This window comes from Streptomyces sp. NPDC002669 (assembly GCF_042889165.1).
Classification (GTDB): domain Bacteria; phylum Actinomycetota; class Actinomycetes; order Streptomycetales; family Streptomycetaceae; genus Streptomyces.
The window spans coordinates 190,829-210,621 of the sequence record NZ_JBIAQQ010000002.1 but is presented as its reverse complement, the minus strand read 5'-3'; the positions used below and the strand labels follow the sequence as shown (position 1 = coordinate 210,621).

Below are 19,793 nucleotides of genomic sequence, written 5' to 3'. Positions count from 1 at the left end.
GAGCTCTGTGGACGGGCTCTGTGGGCGGCCGCGAGCGGTTCGGGAGGAACGGTCCGGGGCGCGGGGCGGGGCATGCCCCGCCCCGCCTCAGGAACGGACCGGGTCCTCGACGGTGGCCGGCTGCTCCCACAACTGCCGCCGGGCGAGCTGGTGGAACAACCCGCCGGTGTCCGCGAGCAGCTCCTCGTAGGTGCCGCGCTGGACGATCCGGCCCTCGTCCATGACCAGGATGAGGTCCGCGTTGACCACGGTGGAGAGCCGGTGGGCGATGACGATCCGGGTGGCGGCGAGCTGGTGGGTGCTGGCGGTGACCACTTCCTGGGTGTGGTTGTCCAGCGCGCTGGTCGCCTCGTCGAAGAAGAGGACGCGCGGCTTGGCGATCAGCGCCCGGGCGATCAGTACCCGCTGCCGCTGCCCGACGGAGAGCGTGCCGCCGCCGAAGGACAGCAGACTGTTGAGGCCCATCGGCATCCGCCGGATATCCTCGTCGAGTCCGGCCATGGCCGCGGCCTCCCAGACCTGGTCGAGGGAGTACGGGTGGGCGCCGCAGATGTTCTCGCGGATGGTGCCGCTGAACAGCCTGCTGTCCTGGAGCACCACCCCGCACTGCCGGCGCACGGCCTGCACGTCCAGTTCGGCGAGGTCCTGGCCGTCGTAGAGGACGGAACCGCTGCGCGGGCGTTCGAATCCGAGCAGGAGCCTCAGCAGGGTGGACTTGCCGGAGCCGCTCGGCCCGACGACGGCGACGAACTGCCCCGGGCGCGCGTGGAGGGAGACCCGGTCGAGGGTGGGGGCGTCCTGGCCGGGATAGCCGAAGGAGGCGTTGACGATCTCGATCTCGCCGTGCAGCTCCACGGGCTGGACGTGGCCGGGCTCCCGTTCGGTGCGTGCCGTGATCACCTCGGACAGGCCGTTCAGCCTCGGCAGCACGGCGACGAACTCGGTTCCCGTCGTGACCAGTTGGATCATCGCCTGGAGTTGCAGGGCGAAGGCGGCGTTGAGCGTGAAGAAGTCACCGGCGGGCACCTGTCCCCGCAGTGGTCCGGCCAGCACCGCGAAGAGGACCAGCTGTCCGGCCACCGGCACCGTGACGGCCACCGCCGCCATCGCCGCCTGAACCCGGTGCACCCGTTGCAGGCCCGCGCGGGCGGCGACGGCGGCCTGGGCCCAGCGGCTGAACATCGCGTTCTCCGCGGCCGCGAGCTTGATCTTCACGATGCCGCCGAACAGTTCGTTGGTCACCGCGGCCGCGTGGTGCTCGGCGGGCAGTGCCTGACGCTGACGCCGTACCACCACGACGCCGAACAGGACCCCCAGCCCGGAGGTCGCCGCGAGCAGGGCCAGCGCGTACAGGCCCATGACCGGGCTGATCCACACGGTCAGCGCCAGTCCCGCGACGGCGGTCAGCAGGGCCAGGATGGTCCGGGTGGCGAGCCCGTTGAGCGCCTGCCGGGCGTAGGCGGTGCCCAGCATCTTGTTCGCCAGGACCCCACTGGTGGTCCGGGTGAAGAAGTCGGACGGCAGGCGGACGAGCCGGTCCCACAGGGCCAGCTGGATCCCGGACTCCAGCCGGTCCTCCAGCCGCAGCGCACGCAGGTTCAGGATGACGGTGAAAAGGGCCGCCACCACCGCACTCGCCAGATAGAGCCCGGTGGCCCAGGACAGGTCCCGCGCGCCGCCGGTGGCCAGCGAGCTCAGCGCCCATCCGATGAGGAGCGGGGTCGTGAGGCCGAGCGCCGCCACGACCACTCCGTTGAGCAGCGTCGAGCGCAGTTCCGAGCCCGTTCCGGACGCCCCGAGGCGCAGGAGCTGCCACAGGCTGCCGGCCGAGGGCAGCGGGAGCTGGACGAGGGTGGCGTTGCGCGTGCAGGCCGCCGCCAGGCGCCGGTCCACGGGGGTACGGGCCCGGGTGTACGGGTTGACCATCCAGTAGCGGCCCCGGGCGAACAGCAGCGGCACCGGTACCGGCCGGGCCTTCTCCCCGTCGTGGGCGGTCTCCGGGCCGGCCCCGGGCACCTGCGCCGGGGTGGCGGAGGCCATCACGTCGGTGGGGTCGCACCACCCGATGAGCGGTCCGACGTCATCGCGCCACCAGTCCTTCGGGAGCCGGACCTGCCGCAGGTGGAGCCGGGAGCTCTGGGCCACCGCGCGCAGCTCGTCGGCCGGATCGGTGGTGCCGGGGATGTGGACCGGCGGCTCGGTGACGGTGACTTCCGCGCCCTCGGTGACCACCCGCAGGGTTTCGACCGCCCAGGCCCGGGCGTCCTGGGTACCGTTCGCCGTCAGGTGCCCGCTCCGGGCACCGTCGGTGCCCAGTACCCGCAGCGCCCCGCGGGCACTGGCCGCCACCAGCTGATCGGCGGCGTGCCGACGGGCGTCGAGCGAGCGCAGGAACGCCGCGTCGGCGGCCTGGATCCGGTCGGTGAGCGAGCGCACCAGGTGGGCCATCTGCTGGTCGACGGCTTCGAACAGGGCGCCCGACCGCAGCAGGTCCGGGGTGCTGAGCAGTTCCGCCAGGCAGTCGCTCTCCACCCGGGTCCAGTCGCGCACTCCGAGGAACAGTGCCTCGCGGCCCGCCGACACGGTGTGTTCCGTCAGGCCGTTCTTGCTCATCCGGCCGTCCGCGAGCCGCAGCCAGCAGGGCCGCCCGCTGCCGACGACCGTTCGGCCGCGCGCGAGCGAGACGATCTGGCGCGGGCGCAGCACCTCGGCGTCGCGCGGCGCGGTGGTGGTGCGCGACGCGTCCGCGACCGCCTGCAGCGCGCGGTCGAGGGCGTCGCTGATCGCTCCGGCGACCCGCTCGCCGTGCTCCGGCGGCTGGGTGCGGTGCCGTTCCGGGGACCGGGCGGAGTCGGATTCGCCGCGCTGGACCATGAGTTGCAGCCGGGAGAGCTGGTCGTGGTCGACGTCGCGCAGCCGACCCCCGGGCAGCGGGACGACGGTGAGCTGCCACTCGCCGGTGGCGGTCGAGGAGGGGATGGCGCTGTGAGCCGGGCAGCGGGCGACGAAGTGCTGGCGGGAGGTGCCGCCGCCGGGGGTGGGGCGGGTGGCGAAGATGTCGGCCGGTCCGCCGTCGAGCAGGTAGACGGTGTGCCGTCCGTCGAGCCGGCGGGCGGTTTTGGTGGCGGAGCCCGGTGCCGCGAGGCGGGCGAGCAGTTCCCAGTCCCGGGGCGGAGCAGGGGTGTTCACGAGGTTTCCTTCCCGGGGTTCTGGTGGTGGCGGATCAGTGCCGCGTACGAGCCGTCGCGGGCGAGCAGCTCGTCGTGGGTGCCGCGTTCGACCTCCCGGCCGTGGTCCAGCACCACGATCAGGTCGCAGTCGCGGATCGTGGAAAGGCGGTGCGCGATGATCAGGCAGGTGGCGCCGCGGCGGCGCAGGTTGGTGTCGATCAGCCGCTCGGTCTCGGTGTCCAGGGCGCTGGTGGCCTCGTCGAGGATCAGCAGGCGCGGGTTGCGGACCAGGGCGCGGGCGATCTCCAGCCGTTGGCGCTGGCCGCCGGAGAAGTTCCGCCCGCCCTCGTGCACCGGGCTGGCCAGGCCGCCCGGGCGGGCCGCCACCTCCTGGTGGATGCAGGCGTCCCGGAGTGCCTGGACGACGTCCTCGTCGGGGACGGTCGGGTCCCACAGGGTGGTGTTGTCCCGTACGGTGCCTTCGAACATGGCCCGGTCCTGGTCGACCATGGCCGCGGTGGCGGCCCACAGCGCGGGGTCGAGGTCGGTGATCTCCCGGCCGTCGACGGTGATCCGGCCGCTCCACGGCCGGTGCAGCCCGGCGACCAGTCGGCCGACGGTGGACTTGCCGCTGCCCGAGCCGCCGACCAGGGCGACCCGGGTGCCGGGGGGCAGGTCGAGCGAGAACTCGTCGAGCAGCGGCGGGACCAGCGGGTTGTGGCCGAAGGTGACCTTGTCCAGCACCACGTGTCCCTCCGGCGGGGAGACCGGGTGGGCGGCGGTCCGCACCGGTGGCAGCGGGTAGCGCTCGACGTCCTGGAGTCGCTGGAGGTCGGCGCCGATCTCCTCCACCTGGGCGCTGACCGCGGCGAGGCTGGTGACGGGCCGGTTCATCGCGACGGCCAGGCCCTGCATGGCGATGATGACGCCGACGCTGAGCGTTCCGGCCACCACCAGGTGGCTGCCCAGGGCGATCAGTACGACCGTGTTGAGCGCGGCGAGCAGGGCGGGGACCGCCGCGACGATGGCGGCCGGCACACCGGCCTGCTGCTGTCCGCTGGTGACCGCGGCCTGCCGGGCGGCGAACTGCTGGTAGCTCAGCTCCTCCTGTCCGCTGGCCTTGACCGTCTCGATCATCGAGATGGTGGTGCAGACGGCGCCGTAGAGCCGGCCCCGCTCGGCCTGGAGCCCGGCGATCGCGGTCGCGCGCATGGTGGAGAGCCAGCGCAGCACGGCGACGTTGAGTCCGGAGAACAGCAGGGCGCTCAGGCCCAGGATCAGGTCGTACTGGCACAGCAGGCCGGCGTAGGACAGCACCAGCATCATGTCGACCGCGACGGAGGCCAGGCGCCGGGTGAAGATGTCGGCCACGACATCGTTGGTGCGTACCCGGCGGGCGAGGTCGGCGGCCATCCGCTGGTTGAAGAAGTCCAGGGGCAGTCGCAGCATGTGCCGCAGCAGGCGGGCCGCGCTGCCCAGGGCGACCGCGGTCTCGGCCCGGACCAGCAGGCGTTGTTGGAGCCAGCCGGCGACGAAGGTGACCGCCGTGGCCACGGCCAGGGCCGCCACCAGTCCGGTCAGCGTTCCGGAGTCGGAGCCGAGCAGCGTCCGGTCGACGAAGACCCGGGTGAGCGCGGGCACCGCCATGCCGACGAGGGCGACGAGGATGCCGAGCAGCACCGTCTGCGCGACCACGGAGCCCAAATTGCGCCAGCGTTCCCGCAGCGCACGCGGCAGACTGAAGCGGGTGCCCCCGGCTTCGAACTCCGGGCCGGGTTCGAGGGCGATCAGGATGCCGGTGTACGCGTCGTCGAACTCTTCCCAGCTCACCGAACGCGGGCCGGTGGCCGGGTCGTTGAGCCAGACCTTGCGGCCCATTCCTTCGAGCACCAGGAAGTGTTCGAACTTCCAGTACAGGATGGCGGGCAGCGGCACCGAGCCGAGGTCGGCGATCGGGCTCTGTCGTCCGCGCGCCGTCAGCCCGTAGCGTCTGGCCGACTTCGCGACGCTGGCCGCGGTGGAGCCGTCCCGGCTCACTCCGCAGGACTGGCGCAGTTCCTCCAGGGGGACGTGGCGGCCGTAGTGGGCGAGCACGATGCCCAGGGACGCGGCTCCGCACTCGGTGGCCTCCATCTGGATGACTGTCGGGGTGCGGACCCGTCTGCTTCTGGGGCGGGCGGCGGAACGTCCGGGGAGGGTGAGGCTCATCGTTTCACCAGCCAGTTGATGGGGTGTTCGGCGGAGACGTCGAGGACGGCGGTCACCGGGCTCATGGGTCCGAGCGCGAAGGCGGGGCCGGAGCGCGACCACTTCAGCCCGGTGGGCGACTGCGGGTCGGTGGCCAGGCGGATGGTGACCGCGGTGACCGGGCCGGATCCGAGATACGGGGCGAGGTCGTGGTCGGCGCCGAGCCGGGCCCGCAGGGACTGCTCGGTCTCGGGGGCGGAGGCGATGGCGGTGACCGTCCCGGACAGGGTTCCGGCCGAGGCGGCGGGGGCGGCCGCGGCCGACAGCCGGACGGCCTGACCGGGGTGCAGCAGGGACGCGGTCGGTACCGGCGCGTAGACCACGGCCTCGGGCCGCTCGTCGCTCGCACCGACCAGGACCCCGGGTGCCGAGACGGTCTCGGTGACGGTCGCGAGGGCGGACCAGCCGCCGACGGTGAGGACCACCACGGACAGTGCCAGGGTGGTCAGCCAGCCGGGTACCGAGGTCAGCCGGGCGATCTCGTCGAGCTGTTCGGGCGATTCCAGTTTCCGCACGGCCTGTTTGCGAAATCTCATGACTGCTCCTCGGCTTCGGTCGGGCGGGAGCCGAGGGTGAACTCGGCGATGGCGGGTTCGGCCAGCGGGTCCAGGCCGGTCAGGGCGGCGAAGGAGGCGGCGTCACCGGCGCCGAGGGCACAGGGCGCCAGGTCCATGTCGGTGGCCACCAGGTACATCCAGGCGGTCAGGATTCCCGCGTCCTTGAGTGCCAGGGCGTAGGGGATCCCCTCGTACTTGCGCATCAGAGGGCCGACCCGGGCGGTGATCACGAACAGCACCTGCGGCGGGCCCGGCATGGTGGCCGTCGCCCGGGCGAACGACAGCATCCGTTCGGTCTCCGTCCCGGGCGCCGCGACGGTGGTCAGGCGGTGGTGCGCCGAGTCGTAGTGGTAGAGGCCGCTGCGCAGGCCCGCGCAGCGCGAGACCAGGGCGTAGACCTCCAGTTCACCGAGGCCGCCCGCGCCCGGGTAGGGCCGGACGCCGTTCGCCCCGCCGTCGCGGCCTCGCGGTTCGAACCGCTGGACCCGGTGGAGGAACTCGCCGAGCTGGGCGACGGTCAGCGGCCGGGTGTCGTCGTGCCGGCGCACGCTGCGGCGCCGGGACATCACCGCCGACAGCGAGTCGGACGGCCGGTCCCGCAGGCCGGCGGTGCCGGGCTCGGGCAGCGCGATCGAGGGCCGGGCGGAGCCGGACACCGTCTCCGTGATCCCCGGCTCCGGCTCCGGCAGGTCGCGGAACCGGTCGGTGGCGCCGATCGGGGCGGCGTGCCGCTCCGGCCGGGTACGGTCGTGGAGCCAGAGCTCTTCCGCCGACCAGAGGGCCAGCGGCGCCGTCCGGGTCTCGGCCTCGGCCTCCTGCGGGGTGAGCAGGAGGCGGGCGGAGAGCAACTCGTTCAGCAGCAGCTCTGCCGTGCTCTCGTCGAGTCCCAGTTCCCCGGCCACCTCGCCGAGACCGACGGATTCGCCGCACGCCCGGGCGAGCACTGCGGTCAGCCGGGGCTCCGGGCAGCTGATCCCGACCGTGCTGAGCGGCGAGTACACCACCATCCGGCTCTGTTCCGCCCGCAGCACCGCGAACCTGGACAGGCGGTACGCCGCCCCGGCGCCGTGGCGGTGTCGGGGCGGCATGCTGTGGGCGCCGATCCGGCGCGGCACCACGTCGAGCAGGGCGCGGGTGCCGAGGGAGATCCGGCGTTCGAGCCAGGAGTGCAGCACCAGCCGTCGGACCAGCAGCTGGGCCTGCAGGAGCCGGGAGTCGCTGTCCAGGCCGGTGACGAGCTGGGCGATCTGCAGGTCGCCCAGCCAGTTCTCCGCCATCCGCAGCAGCAGAGCACGGCGTCCTGCCTCCAGGCCGGGCAGGCGCAGTCGGTAGCGGGACTGTTCGAGGACGAGGCAGCCCCCCGGTTCCTCGGTCAACCGCGCGTCGGCGCGGAGGCGGTAGCTCTCGGTCTTGACGGCGCCGTGCAGGAGAGGAGTGCGGTTCACTGGCTTTCATGCTTCCGGTACTGGGGCGTCCGTGCGGCGCATGGGCGGGAACTGTTGGCAGCGCGTACGCGCACGGCAACTGGACTACTGCCGATGTGTTTTGACCGTAGTACCGGTGGGACGTCCGGTACGCGGAAGGAACGACCCCGTGCCCGGCAGCTGTTCGACCGTTGCACGAAAGCGTGCCGTCGACGGGGTGTTGCGGACGGGGCCGGGACCCGCTCAGCCGTTCTCGACCACCAGGTGTTCCTCGATCCAGGCATCGGAACCGCCGTCCGCCATGAGGAGGTCCGTGACCAGTTCCCGGCAGCGTTCCTCCGCGGCGGCGCGGAAGGTGTTCACCAAGAGGTCCACCAGTCCCTCGGTGAACCGGTCGGTCGGCGGGGCACCGACCGGCTGGGCGGCCGGGTGCTGCGCGAACCCGGTTGTGACGGCCATGAGTTCCGCGCTGGAGGAGGTGACCAGCTCCTCGGCGGCGTTGGCGATCCGGTCCAGCAGCCGCGCCAGGCAGCGCAGTACGGCCGTCGGCGGGATTCCGGTCCGCACGAGTTCCATCGCCGCCCGCTGCACCCCGGGCCGCGAGATCGTCACCGTGCCGTCGGCCTCCCACCCGAGCATGCCGTGCCGGTTCAGGCAGTGGAACACTCCGGGTTGGTCACGCACCGCGCGGTTGACCGCGGCGGCGAGCCGGCCCTCCTCGTTGCCGTGGCCCTCGACACCGAGGAAGGCGGCGATGGAGACCAGGTTGAAGCCCTGCCGCTGCAGGGACACGATGTGCTGGAGGCGGCGGACATGGGTCTCGTCGTAGTAACCGATCCGTCCCTTGCGAGTCGGTGGCTGGAGCAGCTTGCGCGACTGGTGTGCCCGGATGTTCCGCGGTGACATCCCGACCAGTCTGGAGATCTCGTCAACCGTGTAGTGGGCGTTCGAATGGTCCGGGTGGATAGCGGGCAGCGGCAAAGGCGACGTCATGTGTAACTCCCTCATGGTCATGGGGCGCTGCGGTGGCATCAGCGACGCTGCGCTGCGAGGTGTCACCGGAACCCGTGCCCCGCCTCGAATCCTGTTCGAGGAGCCTGTCGGTGATGTGGTGGCCGGCGAGGCAGGCGGTGTACTGCCCGTGTTCGTGGGCGCGCCCGGTGATCCGGTGCGGCCCTTTGACGCGGTGGGCCCTGCTCGGTCCGGCCCTCCCCGGCCCCGGTGTTCACGGCGTCTCCCCCGCCACGCTGCCGAAACCGGGCGGGGTCCGGCGGAGGCAGGTCGGTCACCGTGCCTCCGCCGGTACGGCAGTGCCGCTTCATCGAATCGCCGGGGACGCGTGTGGTTCCGTCCGGCCCGATCGGCCTGCCCGAACGTGTTGGCCGGGCCGGACGGTGTTTCGGTCAGTGCGGTGTTGTGGTCAGTACGGCGTTTCGGTCAGTACGGTTCGGGAGCCGTGGGCCGGGGCACAGGTGGCGAGGCCGTATTCGCGGATGACGGTGCCGACGCCTTCCTCGCAGTGGCTGAGCGTCTGGGCCGGGGTGGCGGCCGGAACCGTGCCTGCGGTGACCGCGGCGGTGGGGAGGGCAGCCCGGATTCTCTTCATTGCGGGTCTCTCTGCGCTTGAGCTTATGCTGTCCCGCTCGGGCCGGGCCGGATCCTGCTCCGGCCGATCGGAAGCCCCACCCTGTAGGCGGCAACTGACGTTTTACTGACGTTCCACTGATCTCGATCCTTCGCGACGGTCCACCGGTTTCCCGGTGGACCGTTCCGGTCGTTCGGGCTGGTGGTGGGCATGATGACGGCCGGGCTGTCGCGTCGGCCGCCGCCGGGACCGCCTCGTCGAGTCCGCTTCCGCCCACCCCGAAACGGCGTGCGCACCGTCACCGCCGGTCTGTCCACCGAGGACGGCATCGCCGAACCGCGCCGTCGCAGCGCCCACTTCGGCGGCCTGTGGGAGTCGGGCACCGTCGGCGAGCACACGTCCGCCCGCAAGTCCGTCGGCCATCCGGGTGCCGGTGCCCCGACCCTGGACCGCGACGTCCTCGGCGTCGTCGGCGGCGACCTGCGCGTCATGGTCTGCCCGACCCGCCACCGGAGACGCCGATCGCCGGGTGCTGCTTTCCGCGACGGGGCGCGACGCTCACCGGATGACCGCTCAGGGCCGAGGCGGTGGGCCCGGTGGTGGAGGGGCCGACGGCGGGGGTGGGAACCGCGGTCGGGGCGGGGCCTCGGTGGCGGGCGGTGGTGGTGGCGGTGGTGCGCCCCACCGAGGACGGTCGGGCCGCCTGGGCCGGGCCCGCGACGGGGCCGGGGGCGGGCCCGGTGGCGGAGGCGGAGGCGGGTCCACCGCCGGCAGCAGCGGACCGCCCGCGCGCAGCCGGGCAATGGTCAGTTCGGCGCGACGGCGCGCGATCGGGCCGTCGTCGCGTTCGTAAGCAAGTCGGATACCGAGCTGCCCGAGATTCTCTGCCGCTAGGTTCCGTCCGGCGGATCTTGATGCCCCTCAGGGCGCTATAGCGCCCGTACCGGGGACGACACCCTGGCCGTGGCCGGACCCAAGGCACTGACGGCGATCCGCCGCGCTCGGGCCGAAGTCCGCGAGAGAGTCTGGCGGTTGGCCTGCGAGGCGGCCCCGGACGTGGGCGGCGAGGTGATCGTGGACATCAACGGTGTGCCACCTCGCTCAACTTCATTGTCCTGCGGAGGAATCGACTCTCCGGGCGGGGTTTCTATTGGCATGTTCCTGGTCAACTATTCCAACTATGGGCTTATCGCTGATTGCCGGTCATCCTCCCGTCGCCGTCTTCCGTACGCCCCGGGGCGGCCAACCCGTCGCGGAGTTGGGCCCGCGAGTCGCCGGCTCTGCGCAGCGCGCCGCGAGCGTGCTGGCCGCCGTCGCCTCGCACGCCCGACCGATCCAGCGGACAGTGTCGGTGCGACAGGCGGCCGCGGCGGTCGGCGAGTTGGTCGGTGCGCTGTCGGCTCCGGCTCCGGCCGTGGTCGGTGAGGACGTGCCGGCGGAGTCGGCCAGCCAGTCGTACTTCCGGGTCCGCGAAGTGGAGCTGTCGGATCAACAGGCCGCCCTGCACGGCGCCCTGGTCGTCCACCGCGGTCTGGAAGACCTCTGCGACGCTCCGCTGTCGGGCGCCGACCTGGCACTGGAAGCGGCTGGGATGCGGCAGGCGGTGCTCGACATCACCGGCGCGTTGCCGGACGCCGGCCCCGAGTCCGCGCTACCGGTGCCCGTCCCGCAGCCCCGCGCGGGGGTGCCCTTGGAGCAAGCGTGGAGTGCTCGGTGGCTCATCGGGCACCAGGTCCACGTCCTGTTCAACGTCTGCGCCGCCGTCGCCGTGGCCGACACCGCCCACCACCTGCGCCACGGCGACACCGACGCCGCACTGGACCGGCTGGCCGCTGCGACGGTGTACGTGCGCGGCTTCCCAGCGGCGATGAACCACGCCAGTACGATCCCCACCGACTACTACATGACGGCGATCCGCCAGACCATGGCGCCGCCGTCGACGGACATCCCGTTGAGCGGGCGTCAGCACCGCGGGTACAAGCTGTTCCGGGCCGCGATGAAGGACCTGCTGTCGCTGCTTCCCGACTCCTACGAGCAGTTGGCCGCCCGTGCTCCCGAACTCGCGGAGGCACGGGGCGCGCTCCTGGAGGCCGATCTCGTGGACGCCGAACGGCACGTCACCCTGGCGTACTCGATGGTGCACCTGCGCCGTTCCATCGCCCAACGGCCCGAGGGCCCCGACAACGCCGTCGCGGAGCTGCGGCTGATGCGCCACCGCCGAGCGGCCCAGTACGCCTCCCTGGTCCGCTTCGGGGACCACTACATCGCCGACGCCGTGGCCGACTTGCGCCATTCGTGACTCCACCCGCCCACCGTCCGCACTTCCGGCAGGAGCCCTGATGCCCGGCACCGCACCCGGCAAGACCGTCGCAGCCGACTGGACCCTGGACCCGACCGACGCCGACGCCTGCGAACGGCTGGCCCGCGCCCTGTGCACCGACGGGCGTGACCAGGTGGACAGTCCCGAGTGGGTGGCACGGGCCCGGGACGCCTGGGACGAACTCCCGCTGCAACTGCGACGCGCGATACGCCGCTTCCGCCGGCACTCCGGCCCGCACGGCACCCTGGTGATCGGCGGCCTGCCCGTCGACCAGGCGAGTCTGCCTCCGACACCGGCCGTACCCGGCTCGGTCCAGCGCCAGGCCACCGTCCCGGCCGCGCTGCTCACGATGGTGGCCTGCGGGCTCGGTGACCCCCTCGCCTACCTGGCCGAGAAGTCCGGCGCCCTGGTGCAGGACGTGGTGCCCGTGCCCGGGCAGGAGACCTTCCACGGCAACGCCGGATCGGCGCCGCTGTCCTTCCACACCGAGAACGGCTTCCACCCCCACCCGCCCGACTACGTCGTCTTCCTGTGCCTGCGAGCCGACCACGACCGCACCGCCGGCATGCGCGTCGCGGGCATCCGCCAGGCGCTGGCGCTCCTCACCCCGGCAGACCGCGAGACCCTGTTCGCACCGGAGTTCATCACCACGCCACCCCCCTCCTTCGGCCCCGACACCGCGAGCGGGGCCGCGGCCGAGCCCCGGCCGGTGCTCTCCGGAGCGGTCGAGGACCCCGACATCCGCATGGCCCAGCTCGTCACCACCCCGCTCACCCCTCGGGCCACCGCCGCGCTGGCCGAGTTCGGACGAGCCTGTGGGGCTACCGCCCGGTCCCTGCGCCTGGTCCCCGGCGACCTGGTCGTCATCGACAACCGGGTCACCGTCCACGGCCGCACCGCATTCCAGCCCCGCTACGACGGAGCCGACCGCTGGCTCCAACGCACCTACGTCAGCAGCGACCTGCGCCGCTCCCGCGACCACCGGCCCCACGACGGCCACGTACTCGCCCGCTGACCCTTGCCTCGACGGCCGGCCCGGCAACCGGCTCGATCGTTCCCTTCAAACCCCATGTCGCCCCAAGAGATGAACATGGTTCGTACCCGGGCGTGTCGCAGCTGACCTCTGCGAACCTCTTCCATGCCAGGCAGGTATGCCAACTGCGCTTTCCGGCAGGGCCTGGCCACGTCCGACCATCCCACCGAGCCGACACCCGTCGGCGCACTTGCGGAGGTACCCCATGTCCCGTTCCATTACCGCGCTGGCCGGCCTGGCCGCCGCCGGCCTGATTGTCGTGACCGCACCCGCAGCTGCCGTCGCCTCGCCCCGCGCGGCCAGCACCATGTGCCTGGACGTGGGCGGGTCCCGCAACAACGGCGACTGGGTCAAGATCTGGGAGTGCCAGAACCCCGGCTTCGGCAACCAGGACTTCGTCGTGGACCGGGGCCAGATCAAGGTCAGGGACACCATCGGCAGCGGCCGAGAGATGTGCCTGGACGTCGGCGGGTCCCGCAACAACGGCGACCGGGTCAAGATCTGGCAGTGCCAGAACCCCGGCTTCGGCAACCAGGACTTCGTCATCGACAGCGGCCAGCTCAAGGTCAAGGACACCATCGGCAGCGGCCGAGAGATGTGCCTGGACGTCGGCGGGTCCCGCAACAACGGCGACCGGGTCAAGATCTGGCAGTGCCAGAACCCCGGCTTCGGCAACCAGGACTTCGTCATCGACAGCGGCCAGCTCAAGGTCAAGGACACGATCTGACAAATCGGCGGAGGCGAGTCGACGACCTCGCCTCGTTGAGGACGGGTCGGCCCCGTACGCACCGGCCTCCGGAAGGTTCCTGGCCCAATGCCGTTGCTTTAGACCGACCGGCAAATGGATCACTTGAGGCGTCGGGTGGTGGGGCGGCCCTGCCAGCGGTAGTGGCTTGTGGAGCGTCGGATGAGCATGCGGAGCGTGACGAGAGCGGCAGCGAGGTAGAGGTAGAAGTCCACGACCGCGCCGCTTCTCTCGGTGCAGCGCCGCAGCTTGCCGTAGTCGTTCATCCACGAGTGGGTGCGCTCGACCACCCAGCGTTTGGCGGCCTGGATCGGGGCGGGCACGCCCTTGCGGGCGACCTCGGCCGTGAAGCCCAACTCGGCTATAAGCAGACGGGATTTGTTGCTGTCGTAGCCGCGGTCGAGGTTGATATTGGCGGTCTCTGGCATCGCGCCGACCTGTGCCCTGGCCGCGTCCAGGGTGGAGCCGAGCAGCAGTGAGTCGTGCCGGTTGGCCCCAGCGGCGACAACTGCGAGGGGGACGCCGCAGGCGTCGGTGGCGACGGAGCGTTTCAGCCCTTGCTTACCCTGGTCAACCGGCGAGCGACCGGTCTTCCTGCCGCTGGACGGGGCCTTGGTGATGCACCCGTCTGCCGAGATCTCGCCGAGCCCGAGGCCGATCATGCGGTCGTAGGCTTCCAGGGCGAGAGCATGCACGGCCTGCGAAATCCCTTGCTCGGCCCACTCTTTGACGCGTCGGCGGATGGTGCGGTCGGAGCATCCGGGGGTGGAGATGCGCTCGTAGCCCGAGCCGTGGACCAGAGCGAGGACCACATGCTCGAAGACCGTACGGTCAGGCACCCTGCGCCTGTGGCAGCCCAGTGGATGGCCTGCCGCGAACTCTTCCCGTGCGGGCAGAAGGGCGGCGAACTGAGCCCACAACGGTTCGAGCAGGCTGGATGGCAGCGCGGGCACAGCCCGTTCCCTTCCTGATCACTGGGGCTTTCCCCGTCGTGATGACGCCGGGATCGTGTTGAGGATGAGTGTGGCGGACGCGTGGGTCTCGCGGCAGGGGCGGTCAGCGCACCGGGGCCTCGTCCTTACGGCCCGGGTGACCGCGCGGGATGGTTGCGGCACCTCGTGCGGAGCGCCGGGAGCGCCGCCACCAGAGGGTGGTGGCGAGGGCGGTCAGGGCGACCGCGGCGAGGGCCGGGCCGCCGACGGTGAGAATCTGCTGGAGGGAGGTTGCGGCGCTGTAGCCGATGCCGGCTTCGGCGGCGGCCCACAGGACGGCTGCGGTGGCGCTGTAGGGGGCGATGCGGCGGTAGGGCAGGCGGGTGGCGCCGGCCAGGTGGGGGGTGAGGGTGCGGACCACGGGCAGGAAGCGGCCGATGAAGACGGACCGGCCGGCGTGGCGGGTCATGAGTGTCTCGGCCTGCTGCCAGGCTCCGGCGGGGATTTGGCGGCCGAGGCGGCCGGTGCGCAGGCGCTCGCCCAGGAGGTGGCCGGTCCAGTGGGCGAGGCGGTCGCCCGCGACGGCCGCGGCGGTGGCGGCCGCGATCACCGGCAGGAGGTGCACGGCGCCGGTGCGGGCCATGGCTCCGGCCGTCAGCAGCAGGGCGAGGGTGGGGGTGAACGTGCCCAGCAGGAGCACGGATTCGGCGAAGACGGCCAGGGCCAGGACCGTGTAGACGGCGGTCGGCGGCAGGTGGGCGAGGGCGTCGGTGAGGTGGTTCACTGCTCGGCGCCTGGCAGGAGGGGCAGCGGGTGCGGCGGGGTGTCGGTGGTGGCTGCGGGGCGGTGCAGTTCCCAGACGTGGGCGGGCGGCAGGTTGGCGAGGACCGTCCAGCGGGCGGTGGCGTAGCGGCGCTGGTAGGCGCCCACGACCTGGTCGACGGCGGCGTGGCGGCGGGCTTCGGCACGGGGGGCGAGCAGGGTGCGGGCGCGGCGGGTGCCGAGGTAGGCGAAGTAGGTGAGGGTGCCGCCGGGGTGGAGCAGGTCCAGGTAGCGGGCCATGATGCGGTCGACCTGTTCGGGGGTGAAGTTGGTCAGCGGCAGGCCGGAGACGATGACGTCGTAGCGTCGGCTGGTGTCGAGTTCTTCAACGTACGCCTGGTGGACTTTTGCGCGGACGTGTCGGCTGACCGGGGCGGGGTGGTGGTCGACGAGGCGGTGCAGGCGTTCGGTGAAGCGCGGGTTGGCTTCGACGATGTCGAGGTGGCTGCCGCGCGGGAGGCGGGAGAGCAGGGCGCGGGTGACGGCTCCGGTGCCGGCGCCCGCCTCCAGGACGGACAGCGGGCGGGGGCCGCGGGTGGTCACCGGGTCGGTCAGGGTGCGGGCCAGGGCCCGGCTGCTGGGCGCGACGGCGCCGGTGGTGCGCAGGTCGCGGGCGGCTTCGCGCAGGAACGTCCAGCTCTCGGCGGCCTGCCGGGCGGCGGCGTTCCGGGGAATTCGGGGGGAGGGGGTCTGGTGGTCCATGCTTTCGACGCTAGGAATCCAGGACGCCCTTCGGACCTGCCGTTGTGCGACGGTCCTCCCCGACGAAAGTAGGGGGTTGGGCGTCGCATTTCGTACCGCCCCCGCGTGCGGCGGGCTGCCTAGCATGGTGAGGGTGAAGTGGTGGAGGAGCCCGCGGTGGGCCGCGGTGGGCCGGGCGGCGTTCCTGGCGTTCCTGGTCTGGACGGCCTACCAGAACGGCACCGCGACGGCCGGGGCCCGGTTCGGAGTGCCGGTGCTGATCGCGGCCGCGGTGTGCGCGGTCGTCCTGGCGGTGCCCCGGTGGCGCCTGTCGGTGGCGCCGGTGGCCGTCACCGTCGCCACTGCCTGGTGGGGGTGGGTCGTCGACCCGTTCCTGGCCGTGGTCCTGTTCGACCTGGCAGTGGCCCGTCGCGCCCGCACCGCCCTGGTGTGTGCGGCGCTCGCGTTGGCGGGCAACCTGCTCGGGGTGCAGGCCGGCTTTATCTGGACCGACCGGCGGTGGGCTGCGACGCTGACGGTGCTGCTGTTCGGCCTGGTGGTCGGACTGTGGCAGGGCAACCGCCGCCGCCTGCTGCGGACCCTGGCCGACCAGGTCGACCACCTGCGGGTGGAGGCCCGGCTGCGCGAGGACGCCGCCCGGGCCGCCGAGCGCTCGCGGATCGCCGCCGAGATGCACGACGTCCTCGCGCACCGCCTGAGCCTGATCGCCCTGCACGCCGGTGTCCTCGCCGCCCGCTCCCCCGATCTGCCGCCCCGGGTCGCCGAGCGCCTCGCCCTGCTGCGCGCCACTTCCGTCGAGGCTCTGTCCGACCTGCGCGAGGTGCTCGGCGCGCTGCGCGGACCCGCTTCCGAGGACGGCCCCGGCCCGCTGGAGCCCGCGCTCAAGGACGTCCGCGACCTGGTCGACCAGGCACGTGCCGCCGGGCAGGACGTCACCCTGACCGTCGACGGCGACCCCTCGCAGGCACCGATCACGCACCGCCTGGCCGCGTATCGGATCGTCCGGGAGGGGCTGACCAACGCCCGCAAGCACGCGCACGGCGGGCAGGTGGCCGTCCGGGTCGGCTACCTGCCGCCCGCGACCTCGGTCGAGGTCACCAACGACACCGGTTTCCCGGGGCCGGGCGCTTCGACCGGCTCCGGCTACGGGCTGGTCGGTCTGCGCGAGCGCGTCACCGCGCTCGGTGGCCACCTCGACGCCGGCCCGGCGGGTGCGGGGTCCTGGCGCTTGGCGGCCCGGCTGCCCCACCCCACCTCCTCCCCCGACCGGAACGGGAAGTGCTCGTGATCCACGCGATGATCGTCGACGACGACGCCCTGGTACGCCTGGGCCTGACCGACCTGCTCGACGGCGACCCCGGCATCGAGGTCGTCGCCCAGGCCACCGACGGGCTCCAGGCCATCGAGCAGGCCACCGCGCACCGCGTCGACGTTGCGCTGGTAGACGTCCGGATGCCCCGGATGGACGGCATCACCGCCACCGCCCGGCTGCGCGCCCTGCCCCACCCGCCCAGGGTGATCACCCTGACCACCTTCGACCTCGACGAGTACGTCTACAACGCCCTCGCCGCCGGCGCCGACGGCTTCCTGCTCAAGGACACCGACCCCGCCGAGATCCTGCGCGCCGTCCACCTCGTCGCCGCCGGTTCCGCGATGCTCCACCCCAACGCGGCCCGGCGCGTCATCGACCGCTACCACGCCACCAACCAACCCCACGCCATCGCGGCCCGGGCCCACCTCGACAAGCTCACCCCCCGCGAACGCGACGTCCTGGCCCTGCTCGCCGAGGGCGCCCCCAACGCCGACATCGCCACCCGCCTCGCCATGCGTGAAAGCACCGTCAAAGCCCACGTCAGCCGCATCCTCACCGCGCTGGAGGTCACCAACCGGGTCCAGGCCGCCCTCCTCGCCCGAGACGCCGGACTCACTTCCTGACCAAACCAAAGACCGAAACCACCGAGCGTGAGCGCGGCCGAGCCGACGCCGAGTGACGCCCCCTCCAGCAATCACTGCCTACTGCCGGTCGGTCTAAGCCCACCCAGCCGCTGAAGGGGAACCGAACGGGTTCAGGCCCGCCGACTATTGGCCGGCGGGCCTGAAAGGAGCTGTCAGCGGTCCCGGGCAGGAACCGTGTGACGCCTGCTACTCGATGGTGATGTCCTCGTACGTGATCGTGACCGCCTCAGTTGCCATTCCCGAGTTGGCTGCACCGAGCTGAGGCCCCTCCCAGCTGGAGGCCCATGCGTTGGTGAGGTGAATCCTTCGGACGTGGCCCGTAGCGTCGGAGATTTGGAGGACAGCTGGCTCCGGTGTGCCGTCTTCCGCCGCTTTGGCCAGGGCCTGGGCCTGTTCTGCCGGGAGCACGAGCGTGATTGTTCCGGGCTGGGCGACCTTCGGCTTCACCTCGCCGACCAAGTCCTGAACTGTGGTGGAGCCGTTGACCTCGATGACGTCCTGCCCAATGGTCAGGCCGTCGATCGACTGGACGGTCTCAACCTGGAACTGGCCCAGGCTGAGCTCGAACGTGTGGTCGGTCAGGGCGTCCTCGATAGTCATCCTGCGTCACCGATCTTCTGTCTCATGGCCCGGCGGGTCAGCCCCGGACAGGCGCATCCCGTTTCGGCGGTGCGTCCGACCTTGCATCGCAGCACCGACTGCTGACAGTAGTGGGGCGATTCCACTCTGTCTCGGGTGCGCGCCAAAAACCGGCTACGCGCGCGTTCTCGTACGACTCCCGGGCGAACAGGCAGAGCCCGAGCACGAAGTACATGACCAGCCGGGCGGGCAGTATTCGCCGTCGCTGCTCGGCCCTGCCGTGCTCGGCTATCGCCGCGTCGACCAGCTCCGGAGTGAACACCTGAGCCAGCGTTCCTAGCCTCAGCTGGCCGCCCGGCCCCGCCCCTCGAAGATCCACACCCGTCCAACAGGCCAGGCAGGGCTAAAGCAACGGCATTGGGTTCCTGGCCCCCCGGTACCCCGGCGCCCTCGCGGGCCCTACGCCCACCGCGACGGTGAACCTCTTCTGAGGGCACCGGAGCACGACCGGCACGCGTGGCCCCGCGAGAGCCCTTGCCGATCGAGGCACCCCGGCAGGGGCTCTCGCCGTTCCCGACACCAACCGCGCCCCGGGGGGCGATGTTCAACCGCTGGTCCAGGTAAGCACCTTCAGCCACCTCGGAGCCCGAGCTGTCAGCGGACGTCAAGTCCGTTTCTGGTAGCGGCCTGGCTGCGGGAACCCGGATCCCCGGTTGCCGACCGCGCCACCCGACCCTGCTCCCAAGCCGTGACCATCGCCTCGATCAACGCCCGCTGCTCGTCCGACAAGTCGCTCGGATACGCCCGTCCGTCCATGCGCCGCAGAGCCCCGCTCGCGAGGCCGGCTAGGAGTCTCCTTTCTGCTTCACGTGATTGCAAGCAGCCGAGGCGATGCATCTGGCGGGCGGGTAGGTTGTGTGTGGCGCTGGCCCGATACGATCTGATGGTGATCACTTCCATCGCGCGCACCACGGTCTTCGACATTGACGGCACGCTCTGCTTCGACGGCCGGACCATCGACCGCCGAATCCTGGCCGCCATCGAGGCATGCGAGCGGGCTGGTCACCGACTGGTATTCGCCTCCGCCCGACCGGTCCGCGATCTCCTGCCCGTGCTCAACGGAGCCTTCCCCACCGCCACCCTGATCGGAGGGAACGGCAGCCTCGTCTCCGTTGATGGTCAGGTCCGGGCTCGGGCCGCGTTCGACGGAGGCGACCTCGACAAGCTTCTCGTCAAGGCCGCCCAGTTCCGGGCGGGCTATCTCGCCGACGGCCCCTGGGACTACGCGTACACCGGGCCGGCCGACCACCCGATCCTCGGCCGCGTTGACCAGAGCCGCCTCGCCCGCCGGGTTGACCTCGCCGACCTCACCACCGTCGTGAAGCTCCTGGTGGTCGATGCGACCGACATGGCCGCCCTCGCCGATGCTGGCCGCGCACTCGGGATGACCGTCAACCACCACCTCGACGAGGCGATCATCGACTTTGCCCCGGGCACCACGAACAAGTGGGAAGCCCTCTCCTCCCTCGGCATCAATCAGTACAACGCCTTCGGCAACGACATCAATGACTTCGACCTGCTGCGCAACGCACAGCACTCCGTCCGCGTCGGCACTTACCCGGGCCTGGACCACGTCGTCCGCGTCACCACCACCCCCAACCCAGAGGCTGTCGCCGCAGAGATCTCCAGGCTTGCCGTAGCGACGCCTGCATACTGAGGGC

17 protein-coding genes are annotated in these 19,793 nt (G+C 71.9%); 6 read left to right on the top strand and 11 right to left on the bottom strand.

What is annotated here, in order from left to right:
• Window positions 1-87: 87 nt before the first annotated feature.
• From ACFYW1_RS03375 to ACFYW1_RS03350, 6 genes are all read right to left on the bottom strand, one after another.
• Window positions 88-3,189 carry an ATP-binding cassette domain-containing protein gene (locus ACFYW1_RS03375; protein ID WP_388986281.1) on the bottom strand — a complete coding sequence of 1,034 codons (3,102 nt, stop codon included), beginning with the start codon at window positions 3,187-3,189 and terminating at the stop codon, window positions 88-90.
• On the bottom strand, window positions 3,186-5,378 hold the full coding sequence (locus ACFYW1_RS03370; RefSeq protein ID WP_388986278.1) for an NHLP family bacteriocin export ABC transporter peptidase/permease/ATPase subunit: 2,193 nt from the start codon (window positions 5,376-5,378) through the stop codon (window positions 3,186-3,188). Before ACFYW1_RS03370 ends, ACFYW1_RS03375 begins: the two co-directional genes overlap by 4 nt.
• Window positions 5,375-5,953 carry a hypothetical protein gene (locus tag ACFYW1_RS03365; protein ID WP_388986275.1) on the bottom strand — a complete coding sequence of 193 codons (579 nt, stop codon included), beginning with the start codon at window positions 5,951-5,953 and terminating at the stop codon, window positions 5,375-5,377. The genes ACFYW1_RS03370 and ACFYW1_RS03365 overlap by 4 nt, the downstream gene beginning before the upstream one ends.
• A complete protein-coding gene (locus ACFYW1_RS03360; RefSeq protein WP_388986273.1) occupies window positions 5,950-7,419 on the bottom strand; it encodes a SagB family peptide dehydrogenase in 1,470 nt (489 codons plus the stop codon). The genes ACFYW1_RS03365 and ACFYW1_RS03360 overlap by 4 nt, the downstream gene beginning before the upstream one ends.
• A gap of 222 nt (window positions 7,420-7,641) precedes the next feature.
• On the bottom strand, window positions 7,642-8,391 hold the full coding sequence (locus tag ACFYW1_RS03355; protein ID WP_388986270.1) for a MerR family transcriptional regulator: 750 nt from the start codon (window positions 8,389-8,391) through the stop codon (window positions 7,642-7,644).
• A gap of 427 nt (window positions 8,392-8,818) precedes the next feature.
• On the bottom strand, window positions 8,819-9,004 hold the full coding sequence (locus ACFYW1_RS03350; RefSeq protein ID WP_388986267.1) for a hypothetical protein: 186 nt from the start codon (window positions 9,002-9,004) through the stop codon (window positions 8,819-8,821).
• A gap of 1,324 nt (window positions 9,005-10,328) precedes the next feature.
• Here ACFYW1_RS03350 and ACFYW1_RS03345 point away from each other — a divergent pair.
• The 3 genes from ACFYW1_RS03345 (at window position 10,329) to ACFYW1_RS03335 (ending at window position 13,063) form a co-directional block, all read left to right on the top strand.
• On the top strand, window positions 10,329-11,282 hold the full coding sequence (locus ACFYW1_RS03345; RefSeq protein ID WP_388986265.1) for a hypothetical protein: 954 nt from the start codon (window positions 10,329-10,331) through the stop codon (window positions 11,280-11,282).
• Window positions 11,283-11,322: 40 nt separating this feature from the next.
• Window positions 11,323-12,318, top strand: a complete 996-nt coding sequence (locus ACFYW1_RS03340; RefSeq protein ID WP_388986262.1) for a TauD/TfdA family dioxygenase — start codon at window positions 11,323-11,325, stop codon at window positions 12,316-12,318.
• A 223-nt stretch (window positions 12,319-12,541) separates the two neighbouring features.
• Window positions 12,542-13,063: a ricin-type beta-trefoil lectin domain protein gene (locus ACFYW1_RS03335; RefSeq protein WP_388986259.1), complete on the top strand. Its 522-nt coding sequence runs from the start codon at window positions 12,542-12,544 to the stop codon at window positions 13,061-13,063.
• 119 nt (window positions 13,064-13,182) lie between these two features.
• On the opposite strand, the gene ACFYW1_RS03330 is transcribed toward ACFYW1_RS03335, so the two are convergent.
• The 3 genes from ACFYW1_RS03330 to ACFYW1_RS03320 all read right to left on the bottom strand — a co-directional run bounded on the left by ACFYW1_RS03330 (window position 13,183) and on the right by ACFYW1_RS03320 (window position 15,537).
• Window positions 13,183-14,034, bottom strand: a complete 852-nt coding sequence (locus tag ACFYW1_RS03330) for an IS5 family transposase (protein ID WP_388986256.1) — start codon at window positions 14,032-14,034, stop codon at window positions 13,183-13,185.
• 103 nt (window positions 14,035-14,137) lie between these two features.
• Window positions 14,138-14,797 (bottom strand): DedA family protein, encoded by a 660-nt coding sequence (locus ACFYW1_RS03325; RefSeq protein WP_388986253.1) that lies wholly within the window; start codon window positions 14,795-14,797, stop codon window positions 14,138-14,140.
• A complete protein-coding gene (locus tag ACFYW1_RS03320) occupies window positions 14,794-15,537 on the bottom strand; it encodes a class I SAM-dependent methyltransferase (RefSeq protein WP_388986250.1) in 744 nt (247 codons plus the stop codon). The genes ACFYW1_RS03325 and ACFYW1_RS03320 overlap by 4 nt, the downstream gene beginning before the upstream one ends.
• 133 nt (window positions 15,538-15,670) lie before the next feature.
• On the opposite strand from ACFYW1_RS03320, the gene ACFYW1_RS03315 reads away from it, so the two are divergent.
• Both ACFYW1_RS03315 and ACFYW1_RS03310 read left to right on the top strand, forming a co-directional pair.
• Window positions 15,671-16,825 (top strand): sensor histidine kinase, encoded by a 1,155-nt coding sequence (locus tag ACFYW1_RS03315; RefSeq protein ID WP_388986247.1) that lies wholly within the window; start codon window positions 15,671-15,673, stop codon window positions 16,823-16,825.
• Window positions 16,822-17,472: a response regulator gene (locus tag ACFYW1_RS03310; RefSeq protein ID WP_376038051.1), complete on the top strand. Its 651-nt coding sequence runs from the start codon at window positions 16,822-16,824 to the stop codon at window positions 17,470-17,472. Before ACFYW1_RS03315 ends, ACFYW1_RS03310 begins: the two co-directional genes overlap by 4 nt.
• A gap of 207 nt (window positions 17,473-17,679) precedes the next feature.
• Here ACFYW1_RS03310 and ACFYW1_RS03305 read toward each other — a convergent pair whose 3' ends face one another.
• Together ACFYW1_RS03305 and ACFYW1_RS03300 are read right to left on the bottom strand one after the other, a co-directional pair.
• Window positions 17,680-18,093 (bottom strand): phage tail protein, encoded by a 414-nt coding sequence (locus ACFYW1_RS03305; RefSeq protein ID WP_388986244.1) that lies wholly within the window; start codon window positions 18,091-18,093, stop codon window positions 17,680-17,682.
• A 37-nt stretch (window positions 18,094-18,130) separates the two neighbouring features.
• The gene (locus tag ACFYW1_RS03300; RefSeq protein WP_388986242.1) at window positions 18,131-18,451 is read right to left on the bottom strand and encodes a transposase domain-containing protein; all 321 of its coding nucleotides are present in this window, start codon (window positions 18,449-18,451) and stop codon (window positions 18,131-18,133) included.
• Between the two features lie 540 nt (window positions 18,452-18,991).
• On the opposite strand from ACFYW1_RS03300, the gene ACFYW1_RS03295 reads away from it, so the two are divergent.
• Window positions 18,992-19,789: an HAD hydrolase family protein gene (locus ACFYW1_RS03295; protein ID WP_388986239.1), complete on the top strand. Its 798-nt coding sequence runs from the start codon at window positions 18,992-18,994 to the stop codon at window positions 19,787-19,789.
• Window positions 19,790-19,793: the final 4 nt, after the last annotated feature.

What these genes read in the sequence shown, in the direction of transcription:
- ACFYW1_RS03370 (WP_388986278.1), bottom strand. Translation starts at nt 5,378, where the DNA reads ATGAGCCTCACCCTCCCCGGACGTTCCGCCGCCCGCCCCAGAAGCAGA.
- ACFYW1_RS03365 (WP_388986275.1), bottom strand. Translation starts at nt 5,953, where the DNA reads ATGAGATTTCGCAAACAGGCCGTGCGGAAACTGGAATCGCCCGAACAG.
- ACFYW1_RS03355 (WP_388986270.1), bottom strand. Translation starts at nt 8,391, where the DNA reads ATGACGTCGCCTTTGCCGCTGCCCGCTATCCACCCGGACCATTCGAAC.
- ACFYW1_RS03350 (WP_388986267.1), bottom strand. Translation starts at nt 9,004, where the DNA reads ATGAAGAGAATCCGGGCTGCCCTCCCCACCGCCGCGGTCACCGCAGGC.
- ACFYW1_RS03340 (WP_388986262.1), top strand. Translation starts at nt 11,323, where the DNA reads ATGCCCGGCACCGCACCCGGCAAGACCGTCGCAGCCGACTGGACCCTG.
- ACFYW1_RS03335 (WP_388986259.1), top strand. Translation starts at nt 12,542, where the DNA reads ATGTCCCGTTCCATTACCGCGCTGGCCGGCCTGGCCGCCGCCGGCCTG.
- ACFYW1_RS03320 (WP_388986250.1), bottom strand. Translation starts at nt 15,537, where the DNA reads ATGGACCACCAGACCCCCTCCCCCCGAATTCCCCGGAACGCCGCCGCC.
- ACFYW1_RS03305 (WP_388986244.1), bottom strand. Translation starts at nt 18,093, where the DNA reads ATGACTATCGAGGACGCCCTGACCGACCACACGTTCGAGCTCAGCCTG.